At 68.9% G+C, this 16,302-nt stretch carries 17 protein-coding genes; 8 read left to right on the top strand and 9 right to left on the bottom strand.

The features are described from left to right. Positions 1–99 precede the first annotated feature (99 nt). Positions 100–1,827, bottom strand: a complete 1,728-nt coding sequence (locus tag MZTS_RS06220) for a heparinase II/III family protein (protein ID WP_192282597.1) — start codon at positions 1,825–1,827, stop codon at positions 100–102. 172 nt (positions 1,828–1,999) lie between these two features. Beyond that, positions 2,000–2,848: a 3-mercaptopyruvate sulfurtransferase gene (sseA, locus tag MZTS_RS06215; RefSeq protein ID WP_192282595.1), complete on the bottom strand. Its 849-nt coding sequence runs from the start codon at positions 2,846–2,848 to the stop codon at positions 2,000–2,002. A 189-nt stretch (positions 2,849–3,037) separates the two neighbouring features. Here sseA and MZTS_RS06210 point away from each other — a divergent pair, with 189 nt between their 5' ends. After that, positions 3,038–3,274: a hypothetical protein gene (locus tag MZTS_RS06210; protein ID WP_009865797.1), complete on the top strand. Its 237-nt coding sequence runs from the start codon at positions 3,038–3,040 to the stop codon at positions 3,272–3,274. A gap of 115 nt (positions 3,275–3,389) precedes the next feature. On the opposite strand, the gene MZTS_RS06205 is transcribed toward MZTS_RS06210, so the two are convergent. Continuing rightward, on the bottom strand, positions 3,390–4,475 hold the full coding sequence (locus MZTS_RS06205) for a calcium-binding protein (RefSeq protein ID WP_192282593.1): 1,086 nt from the start codon (positions 4,473–4,475) through the stop codon (positions 3,390–3,392). A gap of 608 nt (positions 4,476–5,083) precedes the next feature. On the opposite strand from MZTS_RS06205, the gene MZTS_RS06200 reads away from it, so the two are divergent. The 7 genes from MZTS_RS06200 to gyrB all read left to right on the top strand — a co-directional run bounded on the left by MZTS_RS06200 (position 5,084) and on the right by gyrB (position 11,536). Beyond that, on the top strand, positions 5,084–6,625 hold the full coding sequence (locus MZTS_RS06200; RefSeq protein ID WP_192282591.1) for a DEAD/DEAH box helicase: 1,542 nt from the start codon (positions 5,084–5,086) through the stop codon (positions 6,623–6,625). A gap of 85 nt (positions 6,626–6,710) precedes the next feature. Beyond that, entirely contained in the window at positions 6,711–6,896 is a 186-nt protein-coding gene (locus MZTS_RS06195) for a YegP family protein (protein WP_009866536.1), read from the top strand. 121 nt (positions 6,897–7,017) lie between these two features. Further along, positions 7,018–7,302: a hypothetical protein gene (locus MZTS_RS06190; RefSeq protein ID WP_009866537.1), complete on the top strand. Its 285-nt coding sequence runs from the start codon at positions 7,018–7,020 to the stop codon at positions 7,300–7,302. 175 nt (positions 7,303–7,477) lie between these two features. Continuing rightward, positions 7,478–7,621, top strand: a complete 144-nt coding sequence (locus MZTS_RS06185; protein ID WP_192282589.1) for a hypothetical protein — start codon at positions 7,478–7,480, stop codon at positions 7,619–7,621. A gap of 102 nt (positions 7,622–7,723) precedes the next feature. Further along, entirely contained in the window at positions 7,724–8,128 is a 405-nt protein-coding gene (locus tag MZTS_RS06180; RefSeq protein WP_192282587.1) for an acyl-CoA thioesterase, read from the top strand. Positions 8,129–8,201: 73 nt separating this feature from the next. Next, positions 8,202–8,846 carry an MBL fold metallo-hydrolase gene (locus MZTS_RS06175; RefSeq protein ID WP_009864316.1) on the top strand — a complete coding sequence of 215 codons (645 nt, stop codon included), beginning with the start codon at positions 8,202–8,204 and terminating at the stop codon, positions 8,844–8,846. Positions 8,847–9,088: 242 nt separating this feature from the next. Continuing rightward, the gene (gene gyrB / locus MZTS_RS06170; protein WP_192282585.1) at positions 9,089–11,536 is read left to right on the top strand and encodes a DNA topoisomerase (ATP-hydrolyzing) subunit B; all 2,448 of its coding nucleotides are present in this window, start codon (positions 9,089–9,091) and stop codon (positions 11,534–11,536) included. A 735-nt stretch (positions 11,537–12,271) separates the two neighbouring features. On the opposite strand, the gene MZTS_RS06165 is transcribed toward gyrB, so the two are convergent. The 6 genes from MZTS_RS06165 to MZTS_RS06140 form a co-directional block, all read right to left on the bottom strand. Beyond that, entirely contained in the window at positions 12,272–12,613 is a 342-nt protein-coding gene (locus MZTS_RS06165; RefSeq protein ID WP_012454400.1) for a pPIWI-associating nuclease domain-containing protein, read from the bottom strand. A gap of 9 nt (positions 12,614–12,622) precedes the next feature. Beyond that, on the bottom strand, positions 12,623–13,318 hold the full coding sequence (locus MZTS_RS06160; protein ID WP_238255312.1) for an FRG domain-containing protein: 696 nt from the start codon (positions 13,316–13,318) through the stop codon (positions 12,623–12,625). A 111-nt stretch (positions 13,319–13,429) separates the two neighbouring features. Next, the gene (locus MZTS_RS06155) at positions 13,430–14,611 is read right to left on the bottom strand and encodes a hypothetical protein (RefSeq protein WP_142583508.1); all 1,182 of its coding nucleotides are present in this window, start codon (positions 14,609–14,611) and stop codon (positions 13,430–13,432) included. Then, a complete protein-coding gene (locus MZTS_RS06150; RefSeq protein WP_012454403.1) occupies positions 14,608–14,952 on the bottom strand; it encodes a hypothetical protein in 345 nt (114 codons plus the stop codon). The genes MZTS_RS06155 and MZTS_RS06150 overlap by 4 nt, the downstream gene beginning before the upstream one ends. 3 nt (positions 14,953–14,955) lie before the next feature. Beyond that, positions 14,956–15,588, bottom strand: a complete 633-nt coding sequence (locus tag MZTS_RS06145) for a 7-cyano-7-deazaguanine synthase (RefSeq protein WP_012454404.1) — start codon at positions 15,586–15,588, stop codon at positions 14,956–14,958. Further along, the coding region (locus tag MZTS_RS06140; protein WP_192282583.1) for a nucleoside 2-deoxyribosyltransferase at positions 15,585–16,302 on the bottom strand (718 nt) is incomplete at its 5' end. The genes MZTS_RS06145 and MZTS_RS06140, both read right to left, overlap by 4 nt.

Here is a 16,302-nt window from a genome sequence, read left to right as displayed (position 1 = left end):
AGATGGCCTTTCGGAAACGACGGTGCCAGCCCAGATCCCGTCCACTCCTTCGACAGGGCGGATCCGGACTGCGCCCAGAGGGCGCGATGGGAGTGTTCGTCAGACCTGCTCGATCCGCCAGCGCACGAGGGTATCCTCCCCGGTCGCTATCAGGTGCAGCACGATCTGTGCCGTACGGCGGGCGCCGACCACTCCGGCGAAGTACACGCTTTCCTCGATCGCCACCGTCGCGCCTTCGGCCGAGAAGCGCCACGTCTCACCGGTCGGTAGCCCAAGGGTCACACTGCCGTCTTCCCGCGCCTGCGCGGCGACGGCGGTGTGAAGGTGGAAACGCACCGCCACCGGATGCGGCCGGGCGCGCTGGTTAGTGCGCTGGTTCTTGCCGTCGCGGCGGAAGGCGTCCTCGCCCTCCAGGCGGATCGGACCTTCGGCGAGGCGCCAGCGGCGCTCGTGGACGAGGCCGAATTCCTGGACATAGCCGTCATGGCGCGCGGCGAGCACCGCCGCGCCGTTCTCGGTGCGGCGCTCGACCGCCACGGGGCCGGGCCCCCGCAGCACCACCGGGCCGCGGCGCGCCAGCAGCCAGCGCGCGGCGAGGCGGCCGATCCACCAATCCTCTGGCTCGTCGAGGAAGCGGCAGGAGGAGGTGTCGGCTACCGTCGCGGTCGAGTGCGCGGCGGTGCTGCGCGCCGCCCGGCGCAGTTCGCCGCCACTGGCGGGGCTGCCGCAATTGACGACGATGCGCTGCGCCCCGCTGGTCAGCTCGAAGGAGAGGCAGCCGGCGGCGGCCTCCCGCGACTGATCCATCGGCGGCGGCGCGCCGACATCGCAGACGAGCACGACCCGACCCAGCTCCAGCCGGGCATAGCCGGAATGGGGGGCGTACATCAGCGGCTCTGTGCCGGCGCCGTCATAGACCAGTAGCGTGGCGAGATGGTCGGCGGCGGTGACGCCCATGCCATTGAAATGGCTGAGCGAGGCGTCGCCGTGGCGCAGCAGGCGCAGGGCCGGCAGCATCCGGTCGACGGCGCGCAGGAGCGCTTCCGGCGGATCGACGCTGCGGCTGAGGAAGCTCTGGCGCAGCGGCAGCAGGTCGAGCAGCAACTCCATGGAAAAGCGCGGATCCCGCGAACGGTGGCCGCCATCGGGCAGGATCTGCTGTTCGAGCTCGCGCACGAGGATGCGCGTCGCCCGGCGCAGGATCGGCTCGATGCCCTCGCAGCACAGGCCGGCATAGGTCAGGGCCACCGCCGCCAGCAGGCGCGATTGCGGCGGTGCCGAGCGGCGCAGCGACCGCTCCAGCTCCCGCGCGCCCTTGCCGATGGCTTTCAGGAAGGCCTGATAGAAAGCGTGGTCGGCCCCCTCCAGCACCAGCGGCGACTGGCACAGGAACGAGATCAGCCGCCGGGAGGCTACCGGCACCGGGCTCGCGCGGGCGGCCTCGCCGCGTCCGCTCATGAAGTCCGAGACGAAGGCGCGGGCATTGGCGCGGGCGAGCGCGGTGTCGGCGGCGCGCAGGTGGCGCAGCCAGCCGAACCCGTAGAGGGCATCCGCCCATTCGGGGGAGGGCGGGTCGTAGTCGAAGGGCGAGCGGCCACTGACCACCAGCGAGCGGCCGGCGAAGACGAACAGGCCGGAATAGATGTCGTCCGAGAGTGAGGCGTCGCTGGTGCGCAGATCGTGCGGGGCGATGACGAGGCCGGTCACCCGGGCGCGGGTGAGGATCTCCGGGCGCGCCGTGAGCCGCATCGTCCGCTCACGGACCGCGCGCACCACCTCGTGACCGAGCAGGCGGTAGAGCTGCCAGCGTTCGGGGCCCCTGCCCAAGCCGTGTCCTCCGAACCTTTCGCGACGCGCGTCCGGTCGCCCAGGCGAAACGGGGCCCCGGCGGCCCGCTTCGGCCAAGCCTAAGGCGCCCCTCTTAGCTGTCCGTTAACGCTGTGTCGTCCTCTTCCCGGCCGCCTTCCCCGGAATGCACCGCGGCCGGTATGTCGGGCGTTCAGGCCGGACCGGTCTCAACGGGCCGCTTCGGGTCGGCTCCCCATTCCGACCACGAGCCGTCGTAGAGGGCCCGCGGCTGCCGCCCCAGGGTCTCCAGGGCGAGCGAGACGATGGCCGCGGTCACGCCCGAGCCGCAGGTGGTGATGACCGGGCGGTCGAGATCGACCCCGGCCTCGGCGATGGCCGCGCGCAGGGAGGCCTCGTCCCGCAGACGCCCGTTGGCCTGGAGCGCCGCGTAATGCAGGTTCTTGGCGCCGGGCATGTGGCCGGGGCGCACGCCGGGGCGGGGCTCCGCCTCCTCGCCGCGAAAGCGTGGGCCGGAACGGGCATCGACCACCTGGGCCGAGCCGTTGGCCAGCGCGCGGGCGATGTCGTTTCCGTCCGCCACCGCGCCGTTGTCGAGCCGGGCGGTGAAGTGGCGCCGGTCGCGCGGGCGGGCCTCGCCATCTTCCGTCGCATAGCCGGCGGCGATCCAGGCGGGCAGTCCGCCTTCGAGGATCTTCACGTCGCGCATGCCGAAGGTCTGCAGCATCCAGCGCACCCGCGGCGCCGAGAACAGGCCCATCCCGTCATAGACGACCACCTGCGCCCCGTCGCCGACGCCGAGCGCCCGCATCCGCGAGGAGAACACCTCGGGCCGGGGCAGCATGTGGGGCAGGTGGGACTCCGTGTCGCTCATCGCGTCGAGATCGAAGCGGATCGCGCCGGGAACATGGGCCGCGCGATACTCTGCCTCGGCGTCGCGCCCCTGCGCCGGCAGGTACCACGAGGCGTCGAGCACGACGATGTCCGGCGCGCTCAGGCGCTGGTGCAGCCAATCCGGCGTGACGAAGGGCGATGTCGTCATGGGTGTCCTCGCCTGCGCGCGTGACCCTCGAGAAAGACACCACATCCGGCATCGGCGGGTTTTCGGCAAGGCCGTCCGAGCGAAACCCGTGCGGTTGCGGGGTGCGACCGTGCGGCTCGCCTGTCCGGGGCCTGCAACCGGCGCGGGGTTCGGGTAAGCCCGGAGCGAAAGTCAGGAGACGAGACCGACGTGCGAGAGACCTATCACATCGAAGTGCTCGGTCCCGAGGAGCCGGACGCGCCGGGGGGCGTCCAGCAGCGCGTGTCCGTGCGGACGTCGAGCGCGGAGGGCGCGGCGGAGCGGGCGAGGCGGCTGTTCGCCCGGGCCAGGGTGCCGCAGCGCTCCGGCACGGCGGCGGAGGCGGTGCGCGTGATCGACGGAGCGGGCACGGAGGTGTTTCGGATGAGCCGGTTCGACGAGGGCTGAGACTGGGGCGAGGTCCCGGTGTTCCGGCGGCCCACCGGCTGTGAGATGGGCATGCCGACAGACCCTGCGAGGAGAGCCTCGCAGGGCCGTAGCCGACGTGAGCGCATCAGCCGGCTCAGGCGAATGCGCCGTCGTCGTAGGTCGCGCGTCCCTCGACCGCGCCATTCTCGAGGTAGTGCAGCAGCGGGTTGATTCCGGCCGCCGCCACATCGCCGTTGACCGCCAGATATTGCTTGGTATCGAACTGCGCCGAGGGGTCTCGCCCCTCCTTCCAGCCATAGGTCAGGTAATGCTCCAGCGGGTTGATCCCCGCTGCCGCCACATCCGTATAGACTGTCAGATAGCCCTTGGTGTCGAAGAAGGCGTTCGGATCCCGGCCTTCCTTCCAGCCATAGGTGCTGTAGTGCGCTTCGGCATCGATGCCGTTCTTGTACACGTCGTCGTAGTGGCTGAAGTAGAACAGGTCGTCGACCGACTGATTGCCGTCACCCTGGACGATCGAGCGGTCTGAGAATTCGAAGATCTCCGTGTTCTTGACGGTATCGGTCGAGTTCTGCCCGGCGATCACCGACAGCGTGCCGGCAGAGCTGACACCGGCTTGAGCGAAGGCGAAGTCGAACACCGCCGTATCGACGCCGAGCGCGCCGTCGAGGGTGTCGATGCCACTGCCCCCCGACATCCGGTCGTTGCCGTCATCGCCGAAGGCGGTGTCGTTGCCCGCATCGCCGAAGAGCGTGTCGTTTCCGAGATCGCCGTCGACGAGGTCGTCGCCGTCGCCGCCATGGACGATGTCGTCATCCTCGCCGCCGGCAACGAAATCGTTCCCCTCGTCGCCGTAGACGAGATCGGCGCCTTGCTCGCCGACGAGGAAATCGTCGCCGCGCCCGCCATGGAGCGTGTCATCGCCGGGATTGCCGGCGGCGTAGTCGTTGCCGTCCTGGCCGTAGATGACGTCGTTGCCGGCTTCGCCGATGATCTGATCGGAGCCGTCCCCGCCATAGATCGTGTCGTTGCCGGGGCCGCCGGCGATGTCGTCGAGGCCGTTGCCGCCGGTGATCCGGTCGTCGCCGTCCTGGCCATCGATCCGGTTGAATCCGCCCGGATCCACGATGATGTCGTTTCCGAGAAGCCCGAGAATGATGTCGTCGTCCGTCGTGCCGGTAAGAATGTTCTCCCCGTTCGTTCCTGAAATAACGGCCATGTCGCATCTCCTGCCCTGTTGACTGTCGCGCAGCCAATTCGGCATCCGATGCAAGCTGTTCGATGTTCCGGTAATCGGAAGTATTTTTCCTGATAATCAGTGCGTTTTATGGTCAAGATTTATAATTGATCGGAACAAATGATGCGAAGTATATGATGATTTCTGGAAAAATCATTTTGTTTGTATCCTTTGCCTCATGCATCGGACCGCGCGGAGTACCTCGCAAGAGTGGGCCCCATCCAAGAGTGAGCCTGATCGAAGTGCAGATGTGAGGGGGGGAAGCGGGCCGGTCTTGCCCGGGCAATCGTCGCGGGCGGGCGCGGGGCGCAAGAGCGGGCGGCCGGATCGAGGCTCGCAACGGGGCTCATTGACTTCGCAGATGCAAAGCCGCATATCGCACTCGCAGCGTCAGCGGCCGAACGGGGTCGCTTGAGGGGGCTGCGTGACGGTTCGCGCCCTTTGGGATCGCGCCCCGGCCCCTCTCTTCAACGTGCATGCACCCCAGGCTGCTCCATCACGCGGGCCGCCTCCCGGACCGTCGGACCCATCATATTCCCGTGCGAGTCGTCTCGCCGGCCTTCGGGTTCCGCTGCCTCGAAAGTAACGACTTGACCCAGTTTACCGATTTCGGCCTCGCCGAGCCCATCCTGCGCGCGCTTGGCGAGGCTGGCTACGTGTCGCCGACGCCGATCCAGACGCAGGCCCTGCCGCCGGCGATGGAGGGGCGCGACCTCTGCGGCATCGCCCAGACCGGCACCGGCAAGACCGCCGCCTTCGCTTTGCCGATCCTGCACCGCCTCTCGCTCGAGAACCGCCGGGCGCCGCGCCGCGGTTGCCGCGTGCTCGTGCTCTCGCCGACCCGTGAGCTGGCGAGCCAGATCGCCGAGAGCTTCTCGGATTACGGCCGGCACCTGCCCTATACCAGCACCGTCGTGTTCGGCGGCGTGAACATCAGCCGCCAGGAGCGCGCGATCGCGCCGGGCGTCGACATCCTCGTCGCCACTCCCGGCCGGTTGATCGACCTCGTCGACCGCCGGGCGCTGACGCTGGAGGGCGTCGAGATCCTCGTCCTCGACGAGGCCGACCAGATGCTCGACCTCGGCTTCATCCACGCGCTGAAGCGCATCGTGAAGATGCTGCCGGCGCGGCGCCAGAGCCTGTTCTTCTCGGCCACCATGCCGAAGAACATCGCCGGCCTCGCCGACCAGTATCTCTCCAACCCGGTGCAGGTCGCGGTGACTCCGGTGGCCACTACCGCCGAGCGCGTCGATCAGCAGGTCATCTTCTGCCATACCGGTGCCAAGCAGGCGCTGCTCAACCACGTCCTGCGCGATCCGAAGATCGAGCGCGTCCTCGTCTTCACCCGCACCAAGCATGGGGCGGACCGGGTGGTGCGCGGCCTCGACAAGGTCGGCATCGTCGGCGCGGCGATCCACGGCAACAAGAGCCAGCCGCAGCGTGAGCGGGCGCTGGCCGCCTTCCGCGACGGCTCCTGCCGCGTGCTCGTGGCGACCGATATCGCGGCGCGCGGTATCGACGTCGAGGGCGTCACCCATGTGGTGAACTACGACCTGCCGAACGTGCCGGAATCCTACGTCCACCGCATCGGCCGCACGGCCCGCGCCGGCGCGGAGGGGCAGGCGATCTCGTTCTGCAACGACGAGGAGCGCGCCTACCTGCGCGACATCGAGCGGACCACGCGCCAGAAGGTCCCGGTGGTCGGCTTCCCCGAGGGCTTCCAGCCGCCGAGCCGCCAGGAGGCGCAGGAGACCGCCGCCGAGGAGGCGCGCCGCCCGCCGCGTCAGCCGCAGGGTCGTCCGGGCCAGCGCCAGGGCCGTCCGGGCGGTCGTGGCCAGGAAGGTCGCGGCGAGGGTCGCGGCGAGCACCGCGCCCACGAGGCCCGCGGCGGTCGCCCCGGCGGCCAGCCGGGCCATCGCCAGGACCAGCGTCAGGACAGCCGTGGGCCGCGTCCCGATGGCCAGCGCTCCGACCAGCGCCGCCCGGAGCGGGCCGGCGAGGGCCGGCCGCAGGGCGCGCGTCCCCAGGGCGGGCGCCCGAATGACGGTCGTCGCGGTGATGCACGGCCCGCCCGCTCCGGCGCCGAGGGCGGCCGGGCGATCGGCTGGCTCGACCGTTCCCCGCGTTCCTGATCCGCGGAAGCGATCCTTTCGGCGCGGGATGCGTTGTATCCCGCGTCGCGCTCTATCGAGGCGCGGCCGGCAGGAGACAGGTCGAATGCGCTTCGAACTCTATCGTGACGCGGGCGGCGAGTGGCGCTGGCGCCTGCGGGTGCAGAACGGCAACGTCATCGCCGATTCCGGTGAAGGTTACGTCCGCCGCGAGGATTGCGAGCACGCTATCGCCCTGGTGAAGCGCAGCGGCGAAGCCTCCCTCGTCGATATGACGACGAAGATCGCCTGAATCCACACGGCGCCGCCTCAACGTTTTTCGCGCAACCCTCCCGCGCGTCCGTGCGTTTCCGCCCACGCGACGCACCAGCAGCCGTGCGTCCGTTCGCGAATGCTGCGGAGGAAACGTTCCCTTGCTCAAGAAACTCCTGATTGCCGCGCTGATGGCCCTCGGCCTCGCTGCGGTCGCCCCGCAGGGCGCTTCGGCTGCGCCGGTCGGCCCGTCGGCCGCGCTCATGACCGAAACCGCGCCCGCGACCGTCGAGAAGGCACAGTACTATTATCGTCGTGGCTGGGGCCCGCGCCGTTACTACGGCCGCCGCTTCTACGGTCCGCGCCCGTTCTACCGTCGTCCGTACTACCGCCGCCCGTATTACGGTCCGCGTCGTTTCTACGGCCCGCGCCGTTTCTACTACTAAGACGATCGATTAATCCCAGTGATGTCAGGCCCGGAGCTGATTGCTCCGGGCTTTTTGTTGTAACGTATCTACTTCAACGCTCGGTCGGTCGATGCTTTGCACCAATCGCCGCCGGATGTAGGGTGGGAGGCAGTGAGCCGGCTCGCGACAGACGAGGCGCTCCGGAGGAAGCCCGATGATCGAGCTCGTGATGCGTCGGTGGCGCACGCTGGCGCCTCCCCGTTTGCCCTCCTGGGAGGACATCCCCCTGGAGCTGTTCGTCTGCGCCGCAGCGATCTTTCTCGCCGCCGCTCTTGAGCTTTTGGGCTTCATGCCCTGACACGCCGACACACCCCTAGCGCGCATTGAGAGCCCGTGCTTGGCTGTCATCCGCTGGCGCGGACGACTCGCGGAGTTGGGTCGAGGCGCGGGGGAGGGGGCTATGGCGCAGGCGATCGATTTGGGCGACGAACATCCCACCGGCGATCTGACGGTGCGCACCATCGCCATGCCGGCGGACACCAATGCCAATGGCGACATCTTCGGCGGCTGGGTGCTCTCGCAGATGGACCAGGCCGGTGGCATCGCCGGGGTCGAGCGGGCCCAGGGCCGGGTGGTGACCGTGGCCGTCGATGCGATGACCTTCATCCGCCCGGTTCGGGTCGGGGACGTGCTCTGCGTCTATACCCGGATCGGCAAGGTCGGCCGCACCTCGATGAAGATCCATCTCGAAGCCTGGGCCCGCCGCTTCCAGACGCAGTTCCGCGAAAAGGTGACGGAGGCGACCTTCACCTTCGTCGCCATCGACGAGGCCGGACGGCCGCGCCCGATCCCCGTGGGGGAGTAAACGGCGCCGAATTGGCGCTTCCCGGCGCGGCGGGCTAGAACCGCATCAGTCCCGTTTCAAGCCGCGAGTCCGCATGCCCGCCACGCCCCGCGCCGCGATCATCCCGGTCACCCCGTTCCAGCAGAACTGCACCTTGATCTGGGACGACGCCACCAAGGTCGGCGCCGTGGTCGATCCCGGCGGGGATCTCGACCGGATCGAGGCGGCGATCCGGTCCCAGGGCGTGACGGTCGAGAAGATCCTGCTCACCCACGGCCATATCGACCATGCCGGCGGCGCCGCCGAGCTGAAGGAGCGCCTCGGCGTTCCCGTCGAGGGTCCGCACGAAGCCGATCGGTACCTCCTCGATTCCCTGCCGGAGACCGGTGCGAGCTACGGTCTCGACGGCGCCCGCGCGGTGACGCCGGACCGCTGGCTCGACGAGGGCGATACCGTCCATGTCGGTGGCCTGACCTTCGACATCCTCCACGCCCCCGGCCATTCTCCCGGCAGTGTCGTCTTCATGAGCCGTGACGCCCGCTTCGCCCTCGTCGGCGACGTGGTGTTCCAGGGCTCGATCGGCCGCACCGACCTGCCCGGCGGCAATCACGAGCAACTGATCCGCGCGATCAAGGACAAGGTGCTGCCGCTGGGCGACGACGTGGCCTTCATCCCGGGTCACGGGCCGACCGGGACCCTGGGCCAGGAACGGCTGAGCAACCCGTTCCTGCAGGGCTGAGGCGGGTCTGCCGGCCGGCTGGAAGAGTCATCCGCCGCCCGGCCGGCCGATCTGCCCGTGCGCCTAACGGAGGTTTAACGGAACCGCGTCAGAAATCAGGCGGCTGTAGCGCTCTTCCATCGCGAAAAGCGATGCGAAATCAGGGGCGAACGCCTATATGAGATCGAGACGGAGCTAGCAGGCATGCCGGGCATGGCCCGGGGTTGAAAAGAGGCTCTTGAGCCGCCTGCCCGAGGAATTTCATGGCTGACTCCCCGAACACAGAACACGCCGAAAGCTACGGCGCGGAATCGATCCGCGTGCTGAAGGGTCTCGACGCCGTACGCAAGCGGCCGGGCATGTATATCGGCGACACCGATGACGGCTCCGGCCTCCACCACATGATCTACGAGGTGGTGGACAACGCCATCGACGAGGCGCTCGCGGGTCACGCGGACCTCGTGACGGTGACGCTCAACCCCGACGGTTCCTGCACGGTCTCCGACAACGGCCGCGGCATCCCCACCGACATCCACAAGGAGGAAGGGGTCTCGGCGGCCGAGGTCATCATGACCCAGCTCCATGCCGGCGGTAAGTTCGACCAGAACTCCTACAAGGTCTCGGGCGGCCTGCACGGCGTCGGCGTCTCGGTCGTCAACGCGCTCTCCACCAGCCTCAAGCTGCGGATCTGGCGCGCGGGCAAGGAGCACCGCATGGAGTTCCGCCACGGCGACGCGGTGGCGCCCCTGGAGGTGGTTGGCCCGGCGGGCGACCGGCGCGGCACCGAGGTGACCTTCCTGCCTTCGCCCGAAACCTTCACGATGACGGAGTTCGACTACGCGACGCTGGAGAAGCGCCTGCGCGAACTCGCCTTCCTGAATTCCGGCGTCCGCATCGTCCTGACCGACGCGCGCCATGCCGAGCACCGGCGCGAGGAACTCTGCTACGAGGGCGGTGTCGAAGCCTTCGTGCGCTATCTCGACCGCTCCCGCAAACCCGTGGAGGGCATGGCCAAGCCCGTCACGGTGCTTGGCGAGCGCGACGGCATCCGCGTCGAGGTGGCGTTCTGGTGGAACGACTCGTTCAACGAGACCGTGCTGCCCTTCACCAACAACATTCCGCAGCGCGACGGCGGCACGCATATGGCCGGCTTCCGCGCCGCGCTCACGCGCCAGCTGACCGGCTACGCCGAATCCTCCGGCATCGCCAAGAAGGAGAAGGTGTCGCTCACCGGCGACGATTGCCGCGAGGGCCTGACCGCCGTCATCTCCGTGCAGGTGCCCGATCCGAAATTCTCCTCGCAGACCAAGGACAAGCTGGTCTCCTCCGAGGTTCGCCCGGCGGTCGAGAACATCCTCAACGAGGGGCTCTCGACTTGGCTTGAGGAGAACCCGGCCCAGGCCAAGTCCGTGATGGGCAAGGTGGTGCTGGCCGCCGCCGCCCGCGAGGCGGCGCGCAAGGCCCGCGAGACCATCACCCGCAAGGGCGCCCTCGACATCGCCTCGCTTCCCGGCAAGCTCGCCGATTGCCAGGAGCGCGACCCCACGAAGTGCGAATTGCTGCTGGTGGAGGGCGACTCCGCCGGCGGCTCGGCCAAGCAGGGCCGAGACCGCACCTTCCAGGCCGTGCTTCCCCTGCGCGGGAAGATCCTGAACGTCGAACGCGTGCGCGCCGACCGGATGCTGTCCTCCGCCGAGATCGGCACGCTGATCACGGCGCTCGGGGCCGGCATCGGCCGGTCGAGCACCGACCGCGAGGGCTTCAACCCGGACAAGCTGCGCTACCACCGCATCATCATCATGACCGATGCGGACGTGGACGGTTCGCATATCCGCACGCTGCTGCTGACCTTCTTCTTCCGGCAGATGCCGGAGATCATCGAGCGCGGGCACCTCTACATCGCCCAACCGCCGCTCTACAAAGCCGAGCGTGGCCGCCGCGCCATCTACCTCAAGGATGAGCGGGCGCTGGAGGATTACCTGATCGACCAGGGCGTCGAGGGCGCCGTGCTGCGGCTCGCTTCCGGCACCGAGTTCGGCGGTGCCCAGCTCAAGACGCTGGTCGAGGAGGCGCGCGCCTTCCGCGGCATCCTGCAGGGTCTCCATACCCGCTACGACCGCTCGGTGGTCGAGCAGGCCGTGCTGGCCGGCGCCTTCGCCAAGGATGCGGCGGAGAACCCAGGCGAGGCGGAGGTGCTGGCCGACCGCACCGCCAAGCGCCTCGACCGGATCGCCGACGAGATCGAGAAGGGCTGGACCGGCGCGGCGCAGGAGGGCGGCTACGTCTTCAACCGCACCCTGCGCAGCGTCCGCCAAGTGGCCACCCTCGACGCGTCGCTGCTCTCATCGCAGGAGGCGCGCCGGCTCGCCGAGCGGGCGGAGACGCTGCGCGAAATCTATGAGGAGCCGGTGACGCTGGCCCGCAAGGGGGACGAGACCGAACTCTACGGCCCGGTCGGGCTGTTCGAGGCGGTGATGGCCTTCGGCCGCAAGGGACTCCAGCTCCAGCGCTACAAGGGGCTCGGCGAGATGACCGCCCAGCAGCTCTGGGAGACGACCCTCGACCGCGACGTGCGCTCGCTGCTGCAGGTCAAGGTTAAGGATACGACCGATGCCGACGACCTGTTCGTCAAGCTGATGGGCGACGTGGTCGAGCCGCGGCGCGAGTTCATCCAGGAGAACGCGCTGAGCGTGGCCAATCTCGACGTCTAGCGCGTCCTCCTGTAATTTCTCAGTAAAGTTTGACCCTATGGAAGGGTAACTTGACCGGATTTACTGAGAAGTTCGACCCTCGCGGCTCTGGGGGAAAGTGATTAGGCTGCCTTTCAAAGCGAATAGGCTGACCTATGAAAGCGATTAAGTGTTCTTCCCGGGCATCCTGGTGCGTTCAACAGGCAGCTGGCGTTCGAGACCGAGGGCGAAAAGAGCGCGCGCCATCCGTGGCGCTCGTTATAGCACGGGACAGGCGCAAGTGCCTACTTCCGACGTGAAAGCCAACGCCAGCTTGAGATCTCACCTGGTTCGGGAGATCCACGGACAGTCGGCTGTCTTTGCTTAAAGGTAATCTGGTGCTTACGCGTAGGGAAAATAGCAAAGCTTGGTGAATAACGGCGCGGCCGCGGCATCCCCCCGGATGCACCGCGCCCCGCCAACTACGCCCACCGGGAGGCACGTCGGCCGGAAATCGGCCTCTCGGCTTCACCCGTCGCCGAGCATTTCTCAACGAGCCAGGCTCGCTCTTGAACGGCGGGTCGCGCCCGTCCGTCGGATCGTTGATGATCCCGAAGTCCTCGCCAGGTTCATAGAACACTCGACCGCAATCGAGGTCAGGTGCGAATGGCCCGCCTTCGGTCAGGAAGTACGCATCACCGTCGTGTCTGACGTAGAGGGGGACTCATCCCTCCGCTCCGTCACCATAAATACGCCCCTGCGGTTCCCGTGGCCGTTTCAGGCGTAGAAGCTGCTCGTGTCCACCTTCAGCCGTAGGATGACCGGCCCCGCGGGGGAGAGGCTGCCCTCGAACCGTCCTGGAAAGGTCTCCGATACCGTAAGGCCGTCCGCGCCGTTCCCGTAATTCAGGGTGCAATGGACGTTGATCGGGCCCTCGAAGCTGCCGGCACGCACCTTGATCTCGTCGGCGAAGACCTCGACGGAGTCGACGTGCGTGTGCGCCGACAGCGCGCCCAGGTCCCCCCAGGCTTCGGTCCCGGTCAGGTCGATCTCTCGCACGGCCGTTGCGACGGCCTGGAGGACAGCCGCATCCGTGCTTGCTGCGTCAGGGCCCGGCATGCAACCTCCTCAGAACACGGCGGCGCCAATGCCGAGACGCTGCCGATACTGCCAGCTCAGCGAGAGACATACGCCCTCAAGGCTAGCCCAGATATGGGCCGCATCGATGCCGAGGCTGAAGAGCTTGCGCTGGAAGCGCGACCGGACCCCTCGCGGTATGACGAAGCTGTTTTCAGCCAGTCCGCTCGGCATCCAGGGTTCGCTGGGCCTGGGATGGACGGAGAACAACCCGCGCTGGCTCGCGATCCTCGGGGCCGTCGTGGTCGGGAGCAGGAACCCCACGCGGTCGATCTCGAACGGGCCCGGTCCGCCCTCCGGATTTATGACGAGCGTGTCGTCCACCGGATAGGCGTAGATCACGGCATCGGCGTCCAAGGGGTCGCTGGAGACCGCGAAGAAGCACGCGACGAGTGGGTTGGTCGTCCAGTCCAGGAGGCGCGTCGGCAGCCCGAAATGCTGCCCCAGGGCCAACCAGTCCCAATCGGTCGCCCCCGGCAGCGAGACGTGCAACCGTGCCTCGCGCTTGAAGGCGCGGAACAGGTGCTCCTCGAACAGCGGGTCGTGGTTCGGCGTGCGGCCCGCGCTCGGCACACATAGGAATTCGCGGGACGCGCAGCCCCGAAAGACCCAGCGCGAGTGCATGCGCCGGTCCAGGAAGTCCTGGAAGGATTGCCAGGTCTCCTGCGCCGACTTGAGACGCTCCACGGTGTCCGCGGCCGAAGCTGGGCCACGCGGCTGGACCGGCTCCGCCGAGACGCCACGGAGCGGTTTGGGAGGGGGTCGGGTCGGAGGTCTCATCGACGATGTCCGGTCGGGTCAGCGCATTCCGGCCAGGTGCGCGCGGTACAGGGCGGTCGTGAAGTCGCGGGCGATCTCGCACGACATGCCCGCGTGCACCGCGAGGTCCGTCGCAGCCACCGCTTCCGCCAGGACGACCACCGGAACCCCGACGGCCCGGGCGTGCCCGATGACGGCGCTCGTTCCCGGGTCGCCGCCATCCGCAAGCGCGAGGACAGCCGTGCAGGCCCTCAGTCCGGCGAGCGCGGGACCGGCGCTCGCGGCAAGCCGCTCGCCGTACTCATGGAACGGCGAGAACACCTCGCTCCCGAGATCAAGAAGCCACCACCGTGCCTGGTCGAGGAGCCAACGTTGAGGCAGCGTCGCCGCCGGTCCCGAAAGAAAGACCCGCCCCCCATGCGCCGTGTCCGGCTGCGGCACGAGAGCGCTCAAGGCATGCGGCGCCGGGAGAGGCAGGCGATGACCGTCGTTGAAATGGGCGACGCTGCGCGATGCCAGGTCGGCGGCCTCGACGGGGTCGAGCCGGCGCTCGCCCCAGTAGTGCGCGAAGGCGGCGCAGAACACGTCGCCGGAGCCGATCTTGAACCACGTGTCCGATATGTAGGCCGGAACCAGCCGCGGCTTCGTGTCACCGACATAGACGCTGGCGCCGCCGATGGCGTGGCGGGCGACAACGACCGAGGCGCCCTCATCGGCCATGATGCGTGTCGCCACATCCATCGCCTCCTGCGACGAATCCGCCGCAGCGAGCATGTAGTCCCTCACCACGTATGCCAGCTCGCCCGCCCGCGACCCTGACGCCGAGAAGGCCGCCTCGGGACTGTCCGACTGCGGGTCGTGGACGGCCCGGCCGGCCACGACCGTGGCCGGCCCCTCCAGCATCCCGAAGCTCAGCACGACCTCCCCGGAGACCGTGATGCGGGGCAGACCGGCCGACGCCTTGGGCACGGGCTCCTTGCTCAGGGGATGGTAGTACTCGAAGACGAGTTCCTTCTCGATCTCGACCACTTCGGCACGGACGCCGAACGACGCCATGGTCGCGCGTACGTCCGCCGCCCAACCCGAGTAGGCGTAGGTGTGCAGCACGGAGCCGGGCGCGAGCCCGCTCACGGCCACGGCGGCCCGGCCACCGGAACCGTAAATCCGGTCCCATTCCGGGTAAGCGCAGACCTCCCGGTAACTGCCGCCCACGATGATCATGGGTCGGTCCTCGACACCGTCACCACGCACCGCGTCGACGAGACCTCCTCGACATGGGCGACGAAGGGCACCTCCCGCGCGAGGCAGTCGAGAAGCCGCGTCAGACCCGGGAACGCGGCGAGGGCGCCCACCACGGCGCCCTCGCCGTTCCGGCAGATCGCGCCGACCGCGGCCCCCTCGTGGACAAGCTCGATCCGCAGGTCGTCGCCCTCGCGTACCCGGTCCGCCGCCTCACGACGCACCCCTATCAGGTCGACGGTGAGGTGGAGGTCGCAACCGTCGCCGGACTGCTGCAATCGCCGCGGAGCCCGCCCTCGCCGGCCCGGGGGTCCTCCCGACATGACTCAACCTCCCGTCGCCGCGGACGCCCGGGCCGCGGTGCCGGCGCGGGCCCGGCCGCCATCGATGCGCGCCAGCGTTTCCTGGTGCTTCTCGCAGCCACGGCACCGACCGCAGGCGTATTCCATGACATGGCAGGAGAAGGTGGCACCCAGGAGTGAACGGGGGATCCCCGACCGCCTGACAAGCTCCAGGGCCGAAAGGTGGCGCGCGGGGGCCATGACCCGGACGCCTCCCTCCTGCAGGTGCATCAGCCGGTCGACGGTCCGCAGGAAGGGAGCGCGACCGTCGGCATGAACATCCGTCCTGATCGCCCCGAGCAGGATCTCGGTCAGTCCCTCGGCCACGAACCGCATGCCGGCGAGCGTCACCAGCATCTGGTTGCGGTAAGGCCACCACTCGGGCGCGCGCGCCAGATCCGAGGCCGCGCGCCCCGCGAGCGGGCCAAGGCCAAGGGCCGACAGGTCGACCCGCGCGATCTCGTGGCGAAGTCCCAGCTCGCGCGCGACCGAGTCCGCCGCGGCGATCTCGCCCTTGGCCGGCCTCTGTCCGTAATCGACCGTGAGGCAGACGTCCGGCCTCTGCCAGGCGGCGATGGCCGCCGAGTCGAGGCCGCCCGAGAGCAGGAGCGCCCTCATTCCATGGCGGCCCAGGCCGCCTGGTAGAGCGCGGATGTGAGGTCGCGAGCGACCCGGCAGCCGGTGCCGACGAGCATCGTCAGGTTCGGGTCGTCGAGGCGCTCGGCAAGGACGACGACGGGCTTGCCGCGGGCGCGCGCGTACCCGACCTCGAACAGGGTGCCCGGATCGGCGCCGTCGAGCAGCGCGAGCAGCGCGGCGCAGCGGTCCAGGCCTTCGAGATCGGCAGCCGCGGTTTCCTGGGCCGGACGGCCCGTACCGACCTCGTGCAAGGGGGAGAACACCGGCGCGCCCAGTGCCTGGAGCCGTTCGAGCGCCTCCTCGACGAGCCAACGCTGCGCGAGATCGAAGAAGGGTCCCGCCAGGTAGATCAGGCCCGGACGCCGGCCAGCGGGCAGGGCAGACTGGGACGCGAGCTCGGCGGCGGGGGGCAGGGGCAGCGCGTGGTAGTCGACGAAGTGCGCGACGCTGCGTGAGGCCAGGTCCGCGGCGTCGACGGCGTCCAGCCCGCGCTCGCCCCAATGGTGCGCGAAGGCCGCGCTGAACACGTCGCCCGACCCGATCTTGAACACGCGCTCCGAGCGGTATGCCGGGATGTCGGCCGGCATGCCCCCGACCCGGAACACGCGCGCGCCCTCGCACCCGCGCTTGACGACGACGATCTCGGCGTCGTGCGCGGCGAGAAGCGCGGTGCCCACGTCGTCGCCCGCCGCG

The sequence above is a fragment of the Methylorubrum zatmanii genome, from assembly GCF_014845115.1.
Taxonomy (GTDB): Bacteria; Pseudomonadota; Alphaproteobacteria; order Rhizobiales; family Beijerinckiaceae; genus Methylobacterium; species Methylobacterium zatmanii.
Note: the sequence above shows the minus strand (reverse complement) of the source record. Positions and strands in the feature narration are given on the sequence as shown.